The organism is Pseudomonas cerasi (genome assembly GCF_900074915.1).
Classification (GTDB): Bacteria; Pseudomonadota; Gammaproteobacteria; order Pseudomonadales; family Pseudomonadaceae; genus Aquipseudomonas; species Aquipseudomonas cerasi.
On sequence record NZ_LT222319.1, the window covers coordinates 3778037 to 3793148 of the forward strand.

At 57.7% G+C, this 15112-nt stretch carries 14 protein-coding genes; all 14 read right to left on the reverse strand.

The features are described from left to right. Window positions 1-3 precede the first annotated feature (3 nt). The 14 genes from PCPL58_RS19140 to PCPL58_RS19205 all read right to left on the reverse strand — a co-directional run bounded on the left by PCPL58_RS19140 (window position 4) and on the right by PCPL58_RS19205 (window position 15101). Window positions 4-318, reverse strand: a complete 315-nt coding sequence (locus PCPL58_RS19140) for a hypothetical protein (RefSeq protein ID WP_005739965.1) — start codon at window positions 316-318, stop codon at window positions 4-6. After that, window positions 318-1421, reverse strand: a complete 1104-nt coding sequence (locus PCPL58_RS19145; protein ID WP_065350169.1) for a phage tail protein — start codon at window positions 1419-1421, stop codon at window positions 318-320. Before PCPL58_RS19145 ends, PCPL58_RS19140 begins: the two co-directional genes overlap by 1 nt. A 25-nt stretch (window positions 1422-1446) precedes the next feature. Continuing rightward, window positions 1447-2133 carry a hypothetical protein gene (locus PCPL58_RS19150; protein ID WP_065350170.1) on the reverse strand — a complete coding sequence of 229 codons (687 nt, stop codon included), beginning with the start codon at window positions 2131-2133 and terminating at the stop codon, window positions 1447-1449. Next, a complete protein-coding gene (locus tag PCPL58_RS32135) occupies window positions 2133-2441 on the reverse strand; it encodes a hypothetical protein (RefSeq protein ID WP_005739968.1) in 309 nt (102 codons plus the stop codon). Before PCPL58_RS32135 ends, PCPL58_RS19150 begins: the two co-directional genes overlap by 1 nt. Before the next feature lie 8 nt (window positions 2442-2449). Continuing rightward, entirely contained in the window at window positions 2450-6595 is a 4146-nt protein-coding gene (locus tag PCPL58_RS32140) for a phage tail tip fiber protein (RefSeq protein ID WP_060402350.1), read from the reverse strand. Then, on the reverse strand, window positions 6595-6993 hold the full coding sequence (locus tag PCPL58_RS19165) for a DUF6950 family protein (protein WP_060402351.1): 399 nt from the start codon (window positions 6991-6993) through the stop codon (window positions 6595-6597). The genes PCPL58_RS32140 and PCPL58_RS19165 overlap by 1 nt, the downstream gene beginning before the upstream one ends. 2 nt (window positions 6994-6995) lie before the next feature. Beyond that, on the reverse strand, window positions 6996-7598 hold the full coding sequence (locus PCPL58_RS19170; RefSeq protein WP_060402352.1) for a hypothetical protein: 603 nt from the start codon (window positions 7596-7598) through the stop codon (window positions 6996-6998). Then, entirely contained in the window at window positions 7598-8182 is a 585-nt protein-coding gene (locus PCPL58_RS19175; protein WP_005740784.1) for a hypothetical protein, read from the reverse strand. Before PCPL58_RS19175 ends, PCPL58_RS19170 begins: the two co-directional genes overlap by 1 nt. Before the next feature lie 28 nt (window positions 8183-8210). After that, window positions 8211-8510: a hypothetical protein gene (locus PCPL58_RS19180; RefSeq protein WP_005740785.1), complete on the reverse strand. Its 300-nt coding sequence runs from the start codon at window positions 8508-8510 to the stop codon at window positions 8211-8213. Then, entirely contained in the window at window positions 8507-12568 is a 4062-nt protein-coding gene (locus PCPL58_RS19185; protein ID WP_065350171.1) for a phage tail tape measure protein, read from the reverse strand. Before PCPL58_RS19185 ends, PCPL58_RS19180 begins: the two co-directional genes overlap by 4 nt. A 55-nt stretch (window positions 12569-12623) precedes the next feature. Continuing rightward, complete coding sequence (locus PCPL58_RS19190; RefSeq protein WP_065350172.1) at window positions 12624-13301, reverse strand: hypothetical protein; 678 nt, start codon at window positions 13299-13301, stop codon at window positions 12624-12626. 65 nt (window positions 13302-13366) lie between these two features. Beyond that, on the reverse strand, window positions 13367-13618 hold the full coding sequence (locus PCPL58_RS19195; protein WP_065350173.1) for a hypothetical protein: 252 nt from the start codon (window positions 13616-13618) through the stop codon (window positions 13367-13369). Window positions 13619-13635: 17 nt separating this feature from the next. Then, entirely contained in the window at window positions 13636-14109 is a 474-nt protein-coding gene (locus PCPL58_RS19200; RefSeq protein ID WP_065350174.1) for a hypothetical protein, read from the reverse strand. 71 nt (window positions 14110-14180) lie between these two features. Continuing rightward, a complete protein-coding gene (locus PCPL58_RS19205) occupies window positions 14181-15101 on the reverse strand; it encodes a phage tail tube protein (RefSeq protein WP_065350175.1) in 921 nt (306 codons plus the stop codon). Window positions 15102-15112 lie beyond the last annotated feature (11 nt).

Sequence of the window (15112 nt, forward strand, 5' to 3'; positions counted from 1 at the left end):
CCTTTAAGCCGTTTCGATCAGAGGGAGCGCTTTCGGAAACTGGACGATACCGTCAGGCACATCAGTCAGGTCCGCGGGGTAGGCTTGCTCAGGGCTGTAATTTGCGGGAACAGGTAAAATCAGGCATACAACAAGTTGCCCGCCATCAACATTAACGTCATCCCATATCCATTCACATGCAATGGCAGACCTCGGCAACGTACCCCCTTCTTGCATTGGCGAAAAGTCGAACGTATCTCCATTAATCTTCAATGCCATGCCGTTTTTTTCTACAACAAATTCATCATCCCGTCGCTGGGGAGCTATTTTGATAATCATTAGAACCACCTGCCAACGGCTATATAACAAAGGTACGAAGAAGCGGTACTCGATGGGGAAACAACTCGACCGATGATGCCCGTAGCAGTGGCACTACCATCGGATGCACCCCAACAAAAGTAACCATTAGAGGTGATGGCCTGCATCGTCACTGCCGGAACAGCAGCAAATGGCGCAGGAAATACGAAAGAAACGCCGCCTGAGTAGAAGATCGGTCCACCTCCCTGGCTAGCCGCCACTGGGGTTGGCGATATCCCTCGGCAAATCATCGTGCCGTCCAAATATTTCGTGAACGTGCCGCCGTTTAAATTCCCCGTTTCTATTATAGCGCCTGTGGGCAAGCCTCCTGACTGTGAAACAGTTCCGACCGCGTTGCCTTCGTGGTAAATCGTTCGCGCTACAGCGCCCATCGAAAACCCGCCGATCTTGAATCTATTGTCGGTATCAATGCCTAAGTGAAGTCCAAATGATCCGTCCCGAATAAAGGTCATGACCGCAGATGCGTTATTGTTGTTGCCGTTGCCAATCCGCAGAGCTGTATTGCCGTCGTTGTTAGAAGAACTGATCGCAGCTATACCTGGCGGCGCCCCAGAAAAAAGACTTGTGCCTATGGATGAGTTGCCTACCCCGAGGCGGATACCACCAAGAGCCTGGATTGCTTCGCCTGCCGTCTTCCTACCGGTGCCGCCCTGGTCGATTGTCAGAGCTGTTGTCAGGCCGGACAAGGAAACGATGTCGCCGTTATTCCCGCTGGCGGCGGCCGCAAGTGCTGCGCGTACGCCCTCGCGCGTACCAGAAGCGCCCAGCACCGCAAGCGTAGATCCGAACTGGTTGACCAGCGCCCGGAGCGCATCAGCAGAATCCTTGACGTAGCCCTGCATCGGAGCAAGCGCGTACCCACCCGCGTTGTTGGTGGCTCCCTGATAGTTCGGCGCAATCGACATCGCGGTATTGCTGGCGATGTTGGTCACCTCATACCAGCCACCATCAGGCCCGCGGAAGCCATCACCTACCCGGCTGTTTGCTATGAATGCGGTATTGGTGCCAATGACCGCGTTCGAATTTTGGGTGACGGCAACCGTACCCGACTTGTACCAAGGCATGATGTTTACTCAATAAATTTATGGGTTAGGCATTCATCTTTGCAAAGACTGCTGGCAGAAAGAACGCTGTCGGATTAGCTGGCGCAGTGGTAATTGCATAAAGCTTATTATTCGGAAAGTCCCACCAGCAATACAGCCCTCTTGATATCCCACTACCCGAGTTCAGCCCCATTCCGAACGAGTTAATAAGTAGATATTCGTTTTCGGGAAAGTTGAACGGAACTGAGTAGTAGACTCTGGTAAAGCCCTGCGCTGACGTGTCGGATTTCTCCCGCCCCCATGATTGGAACGCTCGAGTAAAGTTTGCGCTCGGAGTCCCGGAATCGAAAAGCAAATTGGTCGCGCCATCCCATAGTCGCATCCCAAAGTCAGCCACCGGCTGGGCGGCAAATTGAGCGACGAAATAGCGGCCGTTGGGTTGAGCAGTGTTCACGTCATACGCTCGGACGTAGAACCCTGTCCAGTTACCAGCCGAACCCACAAGACGCATCATGCAAAGACCTGCAACTGCATTCACAGTATCAGGCCTAACAAATACCAAGGGCGGTTCTTGGGATGTAACAGGCCGAGGAAAGTAAGTGGTCGAGCCAAGCCCGCTTTCCTCGGTGGGCTGATAACGCCCGGAAGCAATAACCATCAGCCTCGCGTATTGCGAGTCAAGCACCACCACATTGCTGTTATTGGAAAACTCCAGTCCGTATGCTTCCGCCATTATGAAAACCTCATAACGATTAGGCGCATGGTTCCCGAGGAAACCGTGCTTGATCCATAAGTTCTGGTGTGGTTGTAGACCCTCGCGACACCGTCAACGAGTTCTGTTTCATGCTGCCTTTGATTACTGTCATAGGTGCCGGCCGGGATCACTATTGCCACTCCGTTCCCCGGCCCCACTCCAGGCACAGCAAAGTCTTGGCTGGTCTTTGTGGAGCCGGAGAACGTGACAAGCGTCGACAGTACAACCCGGATCGTGAATGAATTCTCGTCCAACTGGAGCGCAGCATCTGCGCCCCACACCCTCATTCCGTTGCTCATTCACTGAGGTCTCCGAGCTGCACGCGCTTGACGTTGTTGGTGTCGTACACGCGGACCGAACGATTGGTAACTACCAGCCTGCCGCCGCCAGCGCCTGATCCGTTGATCTCGAGCGTCCCGTCCTTGCGCAGAATCCACCCGCGCTGCCCGGCCACATAGTCAGTCGAGCTGATGAAACTGCCGATCTTGGCGTTGGTGATCGTGCCGTCCATGATGAACGTAGGGCCGAGGAACAGCTGGCCGTTCTGAGCAACGAACGGTGTCGATATCGCCCCGCCCGCCAACGTGTTCACCAGCGCAAACCGATCAGCAGACATGAGGATCTGGCTTTGCAGAATCCCGCCGACGTTCTCAATCCCCGCGCCGATTCCCGCCATGACGTACTGGCCGTTGGAATTGACCTGCAATTTGACGGTATACAGCGCCGTCAGCTTGCCGTCGGTAGTCGCCTGCGCCGAGCTGACGGTTTGAACGGCTGCGCTCGCACCGTTGGCCGTTGCCTGGACTTGATCCAGTTTCGTGGACAGCGCGCCGTCTGCGTTCGACCTAGCCGTCGCCTCTGACTGGATGGCTGCCGAGTTACCGCCCACCTTCGTGGTCAGCTGCGTAATGGCCGTCGCCGTAGAAGCGAGATTGCTAGTGACGACCTCACGAAGGTCAGTAATCTGGCCGGTGTTTGAACCCACCGATGCGGTCAGTTGCGTAACCGTCCTGGCCGTGGCTTCGTTCTGCGTGGCTCGTACAGTTGCTTCCTGCACAATGCCTGCTGCACTGTTGTAGCCATTCACGGCATCGGCCAGCTCACCATCCCCATTATCGTCCCGAGACGATGCCTGCAACGCCTGCACACTGGATGCCTGGGCAATGATCGTCGCGCCCTGCTGGCTAACGCTGGAGCTGAGCGCAGCCACTGCAGACGAAGTCGCGGACTGCTCTATGCCCAACACTGCGTTGTTGTCTTTCCAGCCGCTGACCGTGGTGCCTATTTCAAGCTGCGCCCGCGTGTACTCTGCAAAGCCCGCGCTGACCGTATCCGAACCATACAGCCGGAAGTAGACCTGCACAGAAGCAGTCCCGGCCGGCAGGTTCGGGAAGTCGTAGACGAGCCGCTGAGTGCCGCCAGTGGCCACGACCCTAGGACCGGACACGGTCACTGCATCGGTACCTGCGGCATTAACACCTTGAATGAAGACCGCGAACACCAGCCCTGCAGTTGCTCGCACGTTGCACGAAGCAACCACAGAATTACCCGCAGTGACCTTTGGCCGATAACTTGCGCTGACGATTCTAATGCTGCGATAACCCGCAGCCTGGTTAAGGTCGGAGACGTCGATACGCTGGGCTTTCTCGGTACTTACCAGCCATGACGGCACCAAGGAAGCGATGTGCGTGCCGCCCGTACCAACGTCGATTTGCCAACCTTCCGCTACGCCGGCAACTGCACTTTCCTTGGTAAACGCCGGATTGAAAAACAGGTTCTGCCCGCCCGTGTTTCCGAGGCTCGCCGTCACGCTTGTGATGGCCTGGCCTTGCGCCTTTATATCCTGGCCTTGCTGCGTGACTGTGTTGCTCAGCGCCTGCACCGTGGCGCTGCTGGCTTTACCGGCTAGCTCAGTGTTGATCGCCGTAATGGCAGAGCCTTGGCTGGTGAGCTTCCCCTCGGCATCTGTGACACGATTACCGAGCGACTGCACGCTGCTGGCCGATGCCTTGCCGTCCAGAGACGTTTGCAGGCCGGTGATCTGTTGCGACTGGGCGGTGTTGACGCCCTCGATGGACGTAACCTTCGTTTCAACGGTCTGCACCCGCGACGCCAGACCCACGGCAGTGGCCACCGCCTGGCCCACGTTCAGCCAGTAATTGGTGTTCGGCGGTGGAGTGTTGACCGGCACGTTCTGCGTGGCCTGATAAATGATGCCATCAGCGCCCAGAACGCCCTGCCCGGCCGCGTAAGTCTCACCTGGCTTGTAGGGCATGGAATCGGCAAGGTCGGCAATGCTATCGATCTGCTGCTGCAGTTCCGCCCTGACAGTGCCCAGCGCATCATCAACGTCAGATATCTGCTCGGCCAGCTCAGCTTTTGCTGCCGCCAAGCGGTCGTTGACCGAACCCGGCCCATTGCCGTCGATCAGGTCGATTTTCTCCACCAGGTTCTGACCAAGCTCGGTTTCGGAGATCTTCCCGGCTAGAGCCGCCAAGTAGGCGGAGACATCGTTCGACGTGGAGGCTGGAACATAGAGAAAAGCACTCTTTCCGTATGCATTGGACGATCGGATGAAATAATAATAGTTGGTGTAAAACGCCAGGCCGTTGTGAGTAAACGACAAGCCCTGCCCAAGGTACTCGGCCGTGCCTGATGTGGCCTTCGGATTGGTACTGAAAAAATACTCGTAGGTGCCGCCGTTCAGCGCGTGATTCGGGTTTTGAGGAATAAGCACGATGCTGTCGAGCGAGGACTGCACAACGCAGGACTCGGGGATTGGCGGACCCTGAATGCTCACCGATATCGTTGCCTCGCCAGACCTGGCCATAGGGCCCAGAGCGGCGACACTCATGGTGTAAGCACCCGACGGCAGCCCGTTGATAGCCAAAGTGTTAGCAGTGGCAGGCACAGAGCGCGACTGCACAGCGTTCCCGCCTTGGCGAACCGTGACCACATACGACGTGACGATACCCTGCGGCGGGACCCACGACAGCACGCCCTGCACCACCTCAGCAGCATCGCCAGCCGACCATGCAAGCCCGGTGGGCGACCCTAGCCCGCCGCTTGGCAGGTTGATGAAACCCAGCGGGTTGTAAGGCTGGCCCACGGCGTCATCGAAGATTGCCGCCTCGTACTGCTTGACTTGAACCGTGCAGCCTTCGTTGTCACCCATCGACCAGTCCGAGACGATGAATTCGCCTAGGATGTTCAGTGATGGCAGGTTCACACGCACGACGCGACCAGGCCTGCAGTTGTAGCCCCAGAAGTTCATCGGCAGGCTGATCGCACCGCCAGCCCGACGTTGGCGCATAGCGATGTTCGCCAGGCGCTGCGGCTGATATGCGTCGGTCACATACGAGAACGTCATAGTCTCGGCAGCTTCGCCGCCGTCCTCAAGAATCCATTCGGAAACGCTGACCTCCGGGTAATCCGTCTCGGTCCAGGACTGCTCAGGATCGATGAATGTGCCGCGCACCGTGTTGATGGCGGAATCGTTGGTCGACTCGGTGCTGCCGGACACAGTGCCGATGATCATGTCTTCGGTGATCTCGAAGTCATGCGGGCCGTAGTAGGCACCGGCCTGGAGCATCCAACGGCCCCCGACACGGATCAGCTTGCCGGCGCATGACGCTTCCAGCTTCTGCAGTACGCCCGGACGCTGCTCGTCAGCACCAATCACGCAGGAGGTGCGATATCGCTGGCTGACCGAGCCGTCGGCATTGGTCAGCGTTTCATCGCAGACGTTTGCCGCACTGGCGAAGGTCTCGAAAATGATCTCGTCGTCTGGGACGTTGCAGCGGTTACGCAGGTACCAGAGAATGTGCAATGCGGTGTTGGCGGTGTAGATGTTGTTGCCGGTACGCGGGTCGTAAATGTCATTCCGGCCACGGACTACGAAGCGGGTGTCAGGAATGCCTGACGGGAACCGCTCGGCGCTGTATTTCAGCGTGACGCGCACGAACGACAAGCCACGTCCGATCTGACTGTCTTTCCAGTCTGGGCAGTTGGCCTTGAGGTACGCATTGACCTCTGCTGGATTGACAATCAGTTCGTAGCTGGCGAATTCGCCAAACGAGGCTATCTCTTCTTCGCCGAGATAAATGTTTTCCAGGCCGTCGATAGCGCCTTCACAGAGCACGTACACAAGATGCAGAAGCTCGCCTTCGGTGGCCTCCCCTGCCTGCTCTTGCGCCCATACCAGCACGCCGCCAGTGGAAACCCGACCGAGGATGAAGCGGACAGGAGCCTTCGACGAGCGCACGGTCTGGGCGGAAGGCTCGTTGTCGCGAAGAGGTGACTTGGTGTTGAGCTTTTCCTGCTGCGATGCGGCGTAGAACGCCAAACCAGCACCCACCACTGCGCCAACGGGGCCGCCTTGCACGAAACCGATCACTGCGCCGACGGCGACCTGGGCAATCTTTTTGACGCCACTGCCCATTATTCAACCCTCCACGCCGCCAGCGGCTCACACACAACGCGAGCAACGCCGTCGTCGGTCGTCGCCCAATAATCTCCCGCCCAGAACACGGCCATGCTGCGTCCCGCTGGCGCTTCGTACATGACGACATCACCGCGCTGGATAAAGGGAACGGCAACCCGCGCAAAGCACGCATCCCATGCAGCTTCCAGGCTGCCGTGGCGCTTCTTCAGCGCGCGCTTTGCCCCGGACTCAGTCTTGTAACTTCCTCGGTATTGCTCGGCCGGATCGACACCGCACACCGCGCTCGAGCAGTCGGCGGCGAACAGGCAACAGTCAAATTCGCCCCATGAAAAAGGCCGCCCTTGGGCAGCCTTGATCACTTCGTTCAGACGCGTGGTCCAGTCTCGATGGCGCATAGCTAATTTCCGTAGGTAAATGTCGGCGCGTCCTTCTTGGAGCCCCAGTAGATGGGCCATTCGGACATTTGCGCGATTGCGTAGAAGAACCGGTCGCCCTGATGGCGGGCTCGGTGGTTTTCGTCCGTCCAGCGCTCGGTGCCGGTGCGGCTCCACTCGGCCATGCGGTCAATGACCGGGACGGTGATGGTGTTGCCGTCCTGGCCATTACCCGCGAACGAGAACTTGGCGGCATCCATCCGCCCGGAAAACAGAATGTCGGCGGCGTAGTTACCGGCCTCGTCGAATACCACGAAGATGACCTTGGCCATTCGGCCCCGGCAACCACGCACGTTCGTTTCGGACAGGATGTAGGAGTCCAGCCCGCTCAACGTCAGGTCCACCGACATGGGCGAACCTGAGTTGTCGCTCTCCTGCGATTGGCTGACCTGGCCGAAATTGCCCACGCCTTCATAGGTGATTCCGTCGACGACCAGCTCACCGGTACCCGTATGGGCGAAAACCATGCCGTCGGCGAAGTCCAGCTGCACGGCGTACACGGGCATGAATTTGCCAGTGGCGATGATATCCACCACCTTCTGGCTGAAAGGGAATACTGAGGGCATCAGAATGCCTCCCTGAATGAGTAACTGCCGTTGGCGACCACCGGGCGGCGTGTCATGGCCCATGTGTCAGTGGTCATACGCATTTCCGAGTACGGGGCCAGGTATTCAACTGCCGCCCCTGCCGTGAGCGTTTTCCGAATTCGCTTGTTGAGCGGCACCGTGACCTGGCCCTGGGCGTTCGACGAAACCGGATCGGTCACCTCAAACATCTCGCCTGCGATGGTGATGTAGTCACCAACGCCGAAGACCGGGGAGTTGGCTGGCGCGCCAGCAATGATCATGCTGCGCGCCTGGGCGAAACCGCTGACCACGCTGAGTGCGCCGACGCTGTCCTTTCGGTACCGCGTGAAATCCGGAAGGTTGAAAGTGCCGAACATCCCGTCCAGCTTGCCGAGAAAAGATGAAAGCTCGCGCTCCTGAGCCCGCGTGAGCAAGCCGAAGGTCAGCGTGCACTGCCAGTACGCGCCGGGATAGCCAACGATCTGCTGAGCGTTCGAAAGCGACGAAGTGAACGCCCGGCTGTTGTTGACGATGCCCCAGCTCATTTCTGACGGGCGCAGCGAAGCAGGCCACGTGAGAGCCATGCGTTACTCCTTGGGGAAAGCCTGGGGCTTAGGTCTTGTGGATTTTGCTCAGAGAGCCGCCAGGGCCGAGCACGGAAGCGAATGATTGCTCGTACCCGGTTTGCATGTGGCCCGTGCAGAGAGCAATAAGGTCGTGGATTTCTGGGCCGACCTCATCGCCGCACTGCAGCACCGCCGTGATGCGCCCCATCACCTCTGCGCTTATCTTGACGCGCTCGCGCCACACATGTGCTGGCGTGCTCTGATCGAGCCCCTTGAACATGACCTCTGATATTGCCGGACTGATAACGCCAAGCAGTTCAGCAATGTCCAAATCTGAAACCTTCATCGTTTTCCCCTGATCATCTGCATCCCCGGACCATTTCTCTGAAAGTCGGTGAGCATCATTTGGTAAGCGCGATTGGAGGCCCGAGTCATAGAGTCTTCCAGTCTTGCCAGTTGATCGGCGTCCGGATTACCGTGGACTTCGATCTGGTTGATGATAGGTGGCAGCGAAGAGTTCGACGTGGTTTGCGAATTCTGCGAGCCGCTGGACGCTGCTGTCGTAGCCGCCTTGCCGACATAACCTCCGTCGGCGTAACCCTTGGTGTTGGCGTTCATGCGTTCCAGGAACTCACGCGCGCCGGGCTGGCTGACCACTTCTTTTTTCACGACAAACTCGCCGCCGTGCACAACGCCTTTCGGCTGGAACTTGCCGCCGTCACCGGTATAGCCGCCGTCGGAGAACCCGTATTTGGAGCCGTAACCGGCCGCCGACGCGCCGAGCTTCGAAGAGGCAGCACCAGCTGAGCCGGCAGCAAGACCACCTGTGCCGCCGAGTCCCGATAGGGCGCTGAATGCCGTGCTGAGGAATCCCGCCGCCGCCTGACGCACCTGAATGCGGATCAGATCCTCGATCACACCGTTGGCGAAGTCCTTGAAGGACAGCTTCCCGGTTTTTACGAAGTTCACGACAGCGTCTTCCATGCCGCTGAAAGCGTTGGTGAACAGCTGTTTGGTCTGCGCGGCCACGTCGCGCGACTGTTCGAGGTAGTTCTCAAGCGCCGAACTGGCACCCAATGTCCAATCGGACTGGGCTTTGTCGACGTCCGAGTAATACTTCTGCTGCATCGCCAGACGGCTTTGCAGTGCGGCATTTAGCGCATTGGTTTCCTTGCTGTACAGGTCCTGGCTGATCTTCCCTTCGTTGCGCTGCTGCAACAGGTTGTCCAGTTGGGACTGGTACTGCTCCTGGATACCGAACTGCTCCTGCAACCGGGCTTTGGCCTGATCGCCCATACCCAAACCGGCCAAGTTATTGCTGAGGCCGGTCTGATCCTTGACGAGCTGGCTGCTCAGATTCGCCTGGAAAGCCGCAAGCTTCTGCGTTTCCTCGTAAGCGGTCTTGCGAAGTTCAGTCTCCTTTTCCAGTGCGGCGTTCTGCTTCTGCTGCGCAATGTTCAGTTCGGCCATGGCCAGAACCTGCTTTTGCGCAGTAGTGAGCGTTTTCTTTTCCTTGAGCTGGGCGATCTCTGCTTCCAGTTCGACCAGTTTCTTTTGCTCGGCACCAATGGACTTGATCGTTCCGTCCTGGCCGATCAGTTCCTTGCTTTGCTGCTGGAGCACGGCGTAACGCTGGCGCGCGTCGTCGAGCATCTTGGTGCCGGCGTCTTCCTGATACGGCTTTTCCTTACCGGCGTTCTTGTTGGGTTTGGTGCCTTCTGTGATCTGTTGCAACTGCCTGTCAGCGAGCTGCGCGGGCGTCAGGCGGATAGGAGCTAGGGGTGACGCGCCATTGGTCAGCAAGTCGTAACCGGTGCGTTTCTTCTGCATGCCAAGGTCAATCTGCGGGCCGCCCTGCAACTTCAAAGCAGCGTTGATGACGCGCTGCATCTGCTCGATCTGCTTGTTGGCGCTGGTCTCGGCGGCCTTGGCTGCCTCTTCGTGACTCTTCTTCACCGCTGCGGTCGCGTCCTCTGCTGCCTGCTGCTGGGTGTACAGGGCGATCAATTGGCTTCGCAGTGCGGACTGCTGAGCCTTGTCCGCAGTTTTCACTGCGTCCTCGTACTTCTTCAGCAGGTCGGTCTGCTCGGCAACGATGCTGGCTTGGGCGGCCTGCTCCTTGGTCAGACCCATTTTACCGGCCCGGTAAGCAGCCTCGGCCTTTTCGTTTGCTCCGACCAAGTCGCGGGCCTCGGTCAGCTTGGCGATGTACTTCTGCCACTCGCCGAGCTGGGCCTTTGTTTGAGTGCTTGAGCCAGCCTGAGCAGCGCTTAGGCTGGATGTGCTGCTGGTAACTGCTTTGTTTGCTGCGTCAACACCAGCGAGCTTTGCCGCGAAATCTGCCGAGTTTCTGCTGCTGGTCTGCTGCGTTACGGCCAGCTCAGAAAGCGATTTGATGAACGCGGGAGTAGCGTTGCTGTTCTCCTGAATCCATTTTGTTACATCGTCCAACGGGCGCTTGCCTGCCTTAACCTCATCAACCATGGTTCGGAATTGTGCGGCGAAAGGCCCGAGCACGATGCCCGTCTGAATTTTGTAGGTGAAATCATCAAGTGCTGATTCAGCGGTTTTCAGCTCCTTGGCCTGCTGCTCTGCCCAAGTGATTTTTTGCAGGCGCTGCTGCTCTGCCGAAAGAGCCTTGTACTTCTCTATCGACTCAGCAACGGTTGCGTTATGACTGACAAGCGATGCCGACGCGTCCTTGGCGCTGTCGCCCACGCTCAGAAATGAGTATGCGACTGCGCCGGTCATGGCAATCAAGCCCACAGGTCCGGTAAGGAGCCCCAGCAACCCGCGACCGGCCGCACCAGCCAGCAGCATTGCCTTGCTGGCCGTCGTCACTGCCGCCGTAGCTGTCTCTGAGGCTCGTATGGCTTGATTGGCGACTAATGTAGTCTCAGCGACACCTGCTATCGCAGCAGACCTCACAGCGTAGGCCTGCTGGATCTCGACAGACGTTGCAGAAGTTGTGGCTGCCAACTGGGTCTCGGCGGCCTGGATCTGCTTGATGATTTTTATTTCGTCCTGCCGGGCTATCGCCATTCTGTTTCGCGCTGCAGCTCGGCCCTGCTCAGATATCTGATTGGACAATCGTGTAACTTCCAGCTCGCGCTCGGCAACCAGAGCCGCCTGCACAGACCTCATATTGTTGAGCTCAGACTCCTGGCGCATCCGGTCGGCAGCTAGTTTTTGTTCTGCTGCTACCAGCTCGGCATTTGCCCGTGCGAGCGTCGCATTTGCATCGGCCTGCTTTGACTGCGCGCTCAGCACCGCCTGTCTCGCTGACTCCGCCTCGGCCTTGTTTGCTGTCAGCGTTGCAGCGGTAGCGCTGTACAGCGCGGCGGCCTGCTGGATAGACGCCTTGGTCGACAGTGCTAAATTGGCGATGGCCTGGCCCACAGACAGAACCAGTCGACCACCGACGATATAGGCGAGCGTTTCCGCTGCGTTCGACACACGGGAAAGCATGAGGTAGGTGGCTGACGAGTCACTGGTCAGCGCATCCATAGACTTCGACGCAGCAACGAGCGCGGATGAAATCGAAGCGCTCGCGCCGCTTGCCTGATCCATTTTCCCGATAAGCTGTGTGAACGAGTTATCAAGGGCTGTGATGCTGTTACCGATCGTTACCGCTGTCTTGTCGAACAACTGATCGACAGCTACGCGCTGAGCCTGGAGAGCCTTGACCACAGCATCTGCGGTCAGCAGGCCGGCAGCACCAAGCGAGCGTAGTTCGCCCACCGTCTTGCCCATACCTGCCGCAATAGCCTGTGATAACGCTGGAGCTTGCTCCATGACGCTGTTCAGCTCTTCGCCGCGCAGGACGCCAGACGCGAATGCCTGGCCAAGCTGGATCAGAGCTGAATTGGCAGATGCCGCAGAAGCTCCAGAAATTGCCAGGGTCTTGCTGATAGTGCCGACGACGCCAGCAACGCCCTCGCCGGTCAGTTTCAGCTCTTTCTGATTGGTCGCGATACGCTGATAAAGCTCTGCTGTCGCCGTCAGCGGCTGGTAGGAGCTTTGAGAGATGGCAAAAACTGCTTTTTGAGCGGCGGCAAGCTCTCCAGCACCGTCAGTTACAAGTTTCATGCGGTTCGTGAGAGTGCTGTAAGCCTCAGCCGCATCGTAAAACGCCTTGGCGCTGAACGCCGCAGCGAGTGGCCCCGCGATTCCTGCGGCTACACTGCCAAGCGACTTTACCTGGCGCTCGAGGCTTTGAACCTGCGCGGTCGCTGATCTGGCATTTTGGCCTGCGCCGTTAATTGCGTTGCCAGCACCGGAAACAATCGGCCCAGTTCTCAAGCCCGCATCGTTAAGCGCTTGTAGACCTCGGCGAAGATCGTCAACCTTCTGCTCAGCACTACGACTATCGACCTCAATGGAGAGGCGTGAGGTGAGGGCCATACTTTTCTCCGGGCATAAAAAAACCCGCCGAAGCGGGATTTATTTTTCAGTTTAGCTATGAAGCAATTTTGAAAAGAACCAGCATTACAACCACTACAAACAAGAGCATTACCACAATGCCTTTCCCTGAGCTCGGGGATATTTCAACTGAAGATGGCTGAGGGTCACGATCGATTGTCTCAAGCGGGGGATTAAGAATCATATGAAGATCATCTTTCAATTTTGCTTCCGAGGCCAATATCTCCTCGGTCTGCATATTGATAATCTTCAGCTTTTCGTCGTTATTGAGCCCCTCCAACAGCACTTCCAAAGCGTCTTGCTGGTCAAGAGCCTTCTGATGCCTATTTCCGCCATTCTTTTGAAAGGTTTCAAGGGCCTCAAGCTCGATCTTGACATACGCTCGAACCTTCTCTCTACAGACCTTTCCGTCAGGCATCCATCTTTCTAGTGCAGCAGCTCGCCTCATCGCAAGCTCAGCCAGGTGGCGCTCTGATGCTTTCGCGCTTTCCTCCATCGCCCTAACCCTTCGCTCAAGCTCTTCAGTGTGGAGTTGCTGAAAAAGGATAACGTCCTTTTCGTCCAGGTCCGCCATCACCTCAAATACGTAATCGCGCTCCTTTGCCAAGGCTGCGTGAATATCGCCGCCCTGCTGTATGATCTGATTGCGCACAGCATCATTCCGATCTTCAATTGAGACGGCGAGAGCTCTGAGGTTTTCCCTATTTGCTTCCATTGCCAAATTCCAACGCTTATTGATGACGGCAATCTACCATCATCGGGCGTACCAACGAACAACCGTTAATCCTCTTCCTCTTCGTCGTCCTGATCCATGAACAGACGATCCAGCTCGAATATCACGTCGTCCACTTCTTCCCTGGCTATCGGCGACGGTCGAGCATCCAGCCAGTCAGATATCTCGCGGGCAGAAAGCGGCATTGGGAATACGCCGCCCATGCCTGAGATGTAACGCCGCCCCCGGCACACACCTCTGAACGTGTTCAGCAGGTATGCAGTTATCGGGTCTTGGGGCGGCTCATCCGGCACGGTCATGCCGAACCTGTCGAATATCAGCTTGCGCTTCTCGGCTTCCGGACCTGCCCACTCGCTTTCCCAATGGAAGCGGGCGACGGCTTTTCCAGCGTTTCAACCTTCTCGGCCTTCAACTCGACGGCCAGCTCACCGGCCTTGCCGAGCACGAACAGAAAGAAATCGATGTCGTTCTCGAGCATCTGCGCGCCGATGGCTGGCTTGTAGACCAACTCGTTGCCCTCTTCGTCCAGCGCGCCCTGCCAGTCTTTCAGCAAGAAAAATGAGATAGCCAGGCAATGATTGACGTACTCGGACTTCTCGCCTTGGATCACGCCGATGTCGCCCTCTTGGAACTGAGCATCGTTGCGCTGCACGCGCCTGCGCATGCGCTCCATGGCGATCTGGTATTCAGTGCTGTCCAGAGAAACCAACTGGACTTTGGTGTCTTTGTCGAAATCGAACCACTTCGCAGCGGTATCGACCACTTCTTTGTTCTTCAGCTTGAGAGCCATGATGCAACCTCAACGCCACGCCATAAAAGGACCGCCCCGGCAGGCGTTATCACCGGAGCGGTCAAAAGGGTTTACGGTGCTGGGTCAGCAGCGTCACGAGTGATGGTCGGGCTCTGCTTGGCCACGGTGTAGTTCAGCTCGACCTCGATCAGGTCACGCTTACCGCCGTTGGGCAGTTCGCCGTCCACTTCCACGGCAGGGAAGTTGAACGTGTACTTGTTGCCCAGTGAGTCGGTGATGGGGAACTCAACGGCAATCGGCAAGCGGGTAAAGGAGTTCTTCCAGATCTGCCAGGCGCGCTTGGACCATGCCAGGGTAATGCTGCCGGTGATTGCCGCTTCGGTGGCGATGTGGGCACCCGGGCCGAGTCGATCCGAACCCAGGCAGCGCTGAGTCTGCAGGCTGTTGTCCAGGTTGATGGTCATGGCCGAGACGCAGGCCACGCCTTCCAGCGACTCGCCATTTACCAGAATCGTGCCGACGTTGTTGTTCGACAGGAACGGCGTGGTGGTCGGTGCCTTCGGCGTGACGACAATCGATACCTCGGAGTCGACGTAATCCAGGCACGCCATGTTGAATGTGGCCGTCACCTTGCCTTCGGAAGGAATCTCCAGCGCGAAGGTGGACACGTGAGCGCCCTTGAACACGCCGTAGACGCCGATATCGGTGAAGCCCTTGGCGATGCTGAATGTGTTGCGCGTATCGCCCACACGCAGCACGTCGTTCGTCCAGACGCCGTAAAAAGCGGCTTCCAGAAGCTGATCAAACGAGCCGAACGAGAACTCTGCCGACAGGTCGCCGCCGATATCGATGCTGGTCAGCACCGAGCCTTGGCTCAGCCTGGTGTCGGTGATCTCATCACTGACTTCGGTGTTGGGTGTTGGGGTCAGCGCGTTACCAGTCAGGCGCAGCGTGTCCCAGGTGCCGTTGGGGGTAACGCCGGGCGTCACCTCCTTGATGATATGGCTGACAACTTTGGCTCCGCTAGACATTTGGTGTCTCC

Coding starts and splice junctions, on each gene's coding strand:
- PCPL58_RS19140 (WP_005739965.1), bottom strand. CDS start 318: ATGATTATCAAAATAGCTCCCCAGCGACGGGATGATGAATTTGTTGTA.
- PCPL58_RS19145 (WP_065350169.1), bottom strand. CDS start 1,421: ATGCCTTGGTACAAGTCGGGTACGGTTGCCGTCACCCAAAATTCGAAC.
- PCPL58_RS19150 (WP_065350170.1), bottom strand. CDS start 2,133: ATGGCGGAAGCATACGGACTGGAGTTTTCCAATAACAGCAATGTGGTG.
- PCPL58_RS32135 (WP_005739968.1), bottom strand. CDS start 2,441: ATGAGGGTGTGGGGCGCAGATGCTGCGCTCCAGTTGGACGAGAATTCA.
- PCPL58_RS32140 (WP_060402350.1), bottom strand. CDS start 6,595: ATGGGCAGTGGCGTCAAAAAGATTGCCCAGGTCGCCGTCGGCGCAGTG.
- PCPL58_RS19165 (WP_060402351.1), bottom strand. CDS start 6,993: ATGCGCCATCGAGACTGGACCACGCGTCTGAACGAAGTGATCAAGGCT.
- PCPL58_RS19170 (WP_060402352.1), bottom strand. CDS start 7,598: ATGCCCTCAGTATTCCCTTTCAGCCAGAAGGTGGTGGATATCATCGCC.
- PCPL58_RS19175 (WP_005740784.1), bottom strand. CDS start 8,182: ATGGCTCTCACGTGGCCTGCTTCGCTGCGCCCGTCAGAAATGAGCTGG.
- PCPL58_RS19180 (WP_005740785.1), bottom strand. CDS start 8,510: ATGAAGGTTTCAGATTTGGACATTGCTGAACTGCTTGGCGTTATCAGT.
- PCPL58_RS19185 (WP_065350171.1), bottom strand. CDS start 12,568: ATGGCCCTCACCTCACGCCTCTCCATTGAGGTCGATAGTCGTAGTGCT.
- PCPL58_RS19190 (WP_065350172.1), bottom strand. CDS start 13,301: ATGGAAGCAAATAGGGAAAACCTCAGAGCTCTCGCCGTCTCAATTGAA.
- PCPL58_RS19195 (WP_065350173.1), bottom strand. CDS start 13,618: ATGACCGTGCCGGATGAGCCGCCCCAAGACCCGATAACTGCATACCTG.
- PCPL58_RS19200 (WP_065350174.1), bottom strand. CDS start 14,109: ATGGCTCTCAAGCTGAAGAACAAAGAAGTGGTCGATACCGCTGCGAAG.
- PCPL58_RS19205 (WP_065350175.1), bottom strand. CDS start 15,101: ATGTCTAGCGGAGCCAAAGTTGTCAGCCATATCATCAAGGAGGTGACG.